This is a genomic window from Asticcacaulis sp. (genome assembly GCF_027484505.1).
Classification (GTDB): Bacteria; Pseudomonadota; Alphaproteobacteria; order Caulobacterales; family Caulobacteraceae; genus Asticcacaulis.
The window spans coordinates 1-3,278 of record NZ_JAIXSV010000297.1; the positions used below are offsets into that span (position 1 = coordinate 1).

Annotated in this window: 5 protein-coding genes; all 5 read left to right on the forward strand. The window is 57.9% G+C overall.

Features of this window, described 5'->3' with window-relative positions; translation table 11 throughout:
* The first annotated feature begins 294 nt into the window (after positions 1–294).
* The 5 genes from Q0072_RS21960 to Q0072_RS17090 all read left to right on the forward strand — a co-directional run bounded on the left by Q0072_RS21960 (position 295) and on the right by Q0072_RS17090 (position 3,091).
* Positions 295–582, forward strand: a complete 288-nt coding sequence (locus Q0072_RS21960) for a transposase (RefSeq protein WP_366941839.1) — start codon at positions 295–297, stop codon at positions 580–582.
* Complete coding sequence (gene tnpB / locus Q0072_RS17075) at positions 579–926, forward strand: IS66 family insertion sequence element accessory protein TnpB (RefSeq protein ID WP_298332712.1); 348 nt, start codon at positions 579–581, stop codon at positions 924–926. Before Q0072_RS21960 ends, tnpB begins: the two co-directional genes overlap by 4 nt.
* 71 nt (positions 927–997) lie before the next feature.
* Positions 998–2,575, forward strand: coding sequence for an IS66 family transposase (locus tag Q0072_RS17080; RefSeq protein WP_298332714.1), 1,578 nt, complete (start codon positions 998–1,000; stop codon positions 2,573–2,575).
* Positions 2,575–2,859, forward strand: coding sequence for a hypothetical protein (locus Q0072_RS17085; protein WP_298332716.1), 285 nt, complete (start codon positions 2,575–2,577; stop codon positions 2,857–2,859). Before Q0072_RS17080 ends, Q0072_RS17085 begins: the two co-directional genes overlap by 1 nt.
* 79 nt (positions 2,860–2,938) lie before the next feature.
* Complete coding sequence (locus Q0072_RS17090; RefSeq protein WP_298332718.1) at positions 2,939–3,091, forward strand: hypothetical protein; 153 nt, start codon at positions 2,939–2,941, stop codon at positions 3,089–3,091.
* Positions 3,092–3,278 lie beyond the last annotated feature (187 nt).

A 3,278-nucleotide genomic window follows, 5' to 3' on the forward strand; every position in this document is an offset into this window, starting at 1 on the left:
AGCTCAAGCACGGCTTGAGCTTAGCGCTGCAAACAATTGCGCAATATTAGTAGGTGAAAATTAATTTTTGTATAACGCGATTATCGCAATGTTTTTTAGTGCCAGCCCTCTGCTACGGCGTGTCCGTCCGGTGAGTTTGCTCCAAAATTCGAGGCTTCCGTGAGAAGTTACGTCACAAGTTTATAATTTGAGACGTAACTTTGAGGAAATATGGCGCGAGTAGAGGTTCTAGGAGGCGTCGAGCGTTACCGTCGGCGTTCGGATGCGGAAAAGCTGGCAATCCTGAAGGAGGCGATGGAACCTGGCGCTGTGGTGGCACAGGTAGCGCGTAGACACGATCTGCGGCCCCAGCAAATCTACAATTGGAGAAGCCAGTTCAAGCCGATGGCAGGCGCTCGCTTCGTCGAGGTTTCGGTGGCGACGGCGCTTCCGGACGGCGGTCCAGTGTCTCCAGCTCAAGATAAGGCCCCTGGATCAGAGATAGTTGAAATCGGCCTTCGTTGCGGCCGCACGCTGAGGGTGCGATCCTGCATCAATCTGCAGAACCTGTCATCGCTCATTTGTTGTGTTGAGGGCGCATGATCGGACCTGGCGGCAGTGTGAAGGTGTATCTGGCGTGCGGCATTACCGATATGCGCCGAGGGATCGACGGCCTGTCGAGTCTTGTAGAAACCGCCCTTAAGGAAGCTCCCGCTTCGGGAGCCGTCTTTGGCTTCCGGGGCAGACGTGCAGATCGGATAAAGCTTCTCTGGTGGGATGGTCAGGGCTTTTGCCTCTATTACAAGGTGCTGGAGAAGGGATACTTTCCCTGGCCCACGGCGAAAGACGGTGTGGCCGCGCTTACGTCGGCTCAACTCGCAATGCTCGTGGAAGGTATGGATTGGCGCAGGCCCGCCTGGACATCAGCGCCTGCGCGTATGGGTTAGAAGGCGTTATTTAATAAGGGTTTGCGTGCGTTTTCAGTCGCCGATTGCCGCCGTTCGTGCTAGCTTCAGGCATGGATTTGCCGCCGATAGATAGCATTGATGATCCGGCCGTTTTGCGTGCTATTATTGCGAAGCAGGCGGCGCAATTGAGCGCGCAGGAAGCGCAGCAGGCGAACCTGACGGCGGAGGTTCTGAAGCGTGACGTCATCATCACCGCGCTGAAAGACCAGCTTCGGCTCTTGCGTCATGGGCAGCACGGCCCGAAATCCGAAAAGATCGAACGTCAGATCGGGCAGCTTGAGTTGATGCTCGAAGAGATCGAAACCAGCCGCAGCGAAGCGCTCGAACGCATGAGCGCGCCAGAGCCTGAGGGTGACGAAACGGCCTCGCGTCCGGCCCGTAAGCCCCTCCCGGATAATCTGCCTCTGGAAGAGCGGGTATACATGCCGGCGTGTGAGTGCCCGGACTGTGGTGGGACGGCCTTCCTGAAAGCGCCAGATAAGGTCACCCAGGTACTTGAACATGTGCCGGAAACCTTCAAAGTTGTCCGCCACATCGAAAAGCGCATGGTATGCAAGGACTGCGACACCGAGATCACCGGGAAGATGGCGCCGCTCCCCATTAAGCGCGGAAAACCCGGTCCGGGCTTGTTGGCGCACATCATGGTCTCGAAGTTCGACGACCATCTGCCGCTCTATCGCTTGTCAGAAATGTTCGCGCGTCAGGGCATCGACATCTCGCGTTCGGTCATGGCGGATTGGGTTGGCCGGGTATCGGCTATGCTCGACCCGTTGGTCGATGCCGTCAAAGCCTACATTATTGGATCTGATCGCATCCATACCGATGATACAACGGTCGCAGTCCTCGATCCGGGACGTGGCACAACAAAAACGGGTCGATTGTGGGTCTATGTCTATGATGGCAGCGGATACCAAAGCAAGCACCCCAAAGCCGTCGCCTATTACTTCAGTCCCGATCGCAAGGGTACGCATCCGGCCAAACACCTCGCCGACTTTAAGGGCGTGATGCATGCCGATGCCTATGGTGGCTATAAGAAGCTATACGGCAACCAGATCGTGGAAGCGGCCTGCCTTGCGCATGTGCGGCGCAAGTTCCACGACGTCATAAAGGGCAAGCAACCTTCGACGATTGCTAACGAGGCTCTGAACCAGATCGGCGCGCTTTATGCCATTGAGGATAAGATACGCGGGATGCCAGCAGATGAGCGCCGCGCGATGCGCCAACAGCACGCTAAACCTCTGCTGGAGCAGTTCCGTACATGGCTGATGGACACACTGCCGGGCATACCTAAGAAGCAGAACCTTGCTGAAGCCGTTCGGTACGCTCTGTCCCGTTGGGACGCGCTCTGCGTCTACCTTGATGACGGAAGAGTGGAAATCGACAACAACATCGCCGAGCGGGCTGTTCGTCCGATTGGTCTGGGCCGCAAGAACTGGCTCTTTGCAGGTTCAGAGGATGGCGGAGAGCGTATCGCCAACATCCTGACGGTTATTGAATGCGCCAAGATGCATGGGCTTAACCCGGTTACTTATCTAACCGACGTCATCGGCCGCATTAAGGACCATCCGCAGTCAGATATCGATCTCCTCCTCCCATGGAAATGGAAACCTTCAGAAGGTCATACCTAGTGCCTGTTTATACCCTTTTCCTGGACTACAAAGGCGGCACTTACATTGCTCAAAGACGCGCGCCGAACCCAAGAGAGGCGTTGAGGCTTTGGGCGACGCAACCTGAAAAGGCCTTGCTGAGCGCTTTGGGGGACGATGCTGGATGTATTGAAAGCCTCGCCGCAGAGATAGGGGACGACAACCAGCTTGTTCCAATCCAAGGCATGACCTCGGTATGGTGCGCATCGTTCGTCGTAGAAGGTGAGCTTGCCCTGATCAACATAGTTCAGACCGAACCGTCCTAGGCGGGACAAAATCCAGAGACGATGCCTTTAAATCGCTCACCGGACGGACACGGTAGATCGTCCCCTGCCTGTGCCGGGGGTGACCGCTGCGGGTGTCGGGTTTCCGGCAAAAGCGCCCCGCGCTGCGGCAGCGCTGCCCGGTCTGACGCCGCAACCGTCGAAAGCCGCGCTGCTGGTGGCGCAGTTGCGCCGGCAAGGGACGGAGGCACAGCCCCCAACCGCCCCACCGTGAGGGCTTTTCCGGTCGGAGACGGCGGCACCGGCCTACGGCGTCTTGCGCATACTGAACGCGCCCCCGGTTGCTCACCCCACCACCGCATCTCACCGCCTTTGGCGGTTCGTGCGGTCCCCGGCACCGGCCGCCCGGCTCCCCGCACTGACGTGCAGGGAGGTATAAGGGAAGGTGAACCGTCTCCGGG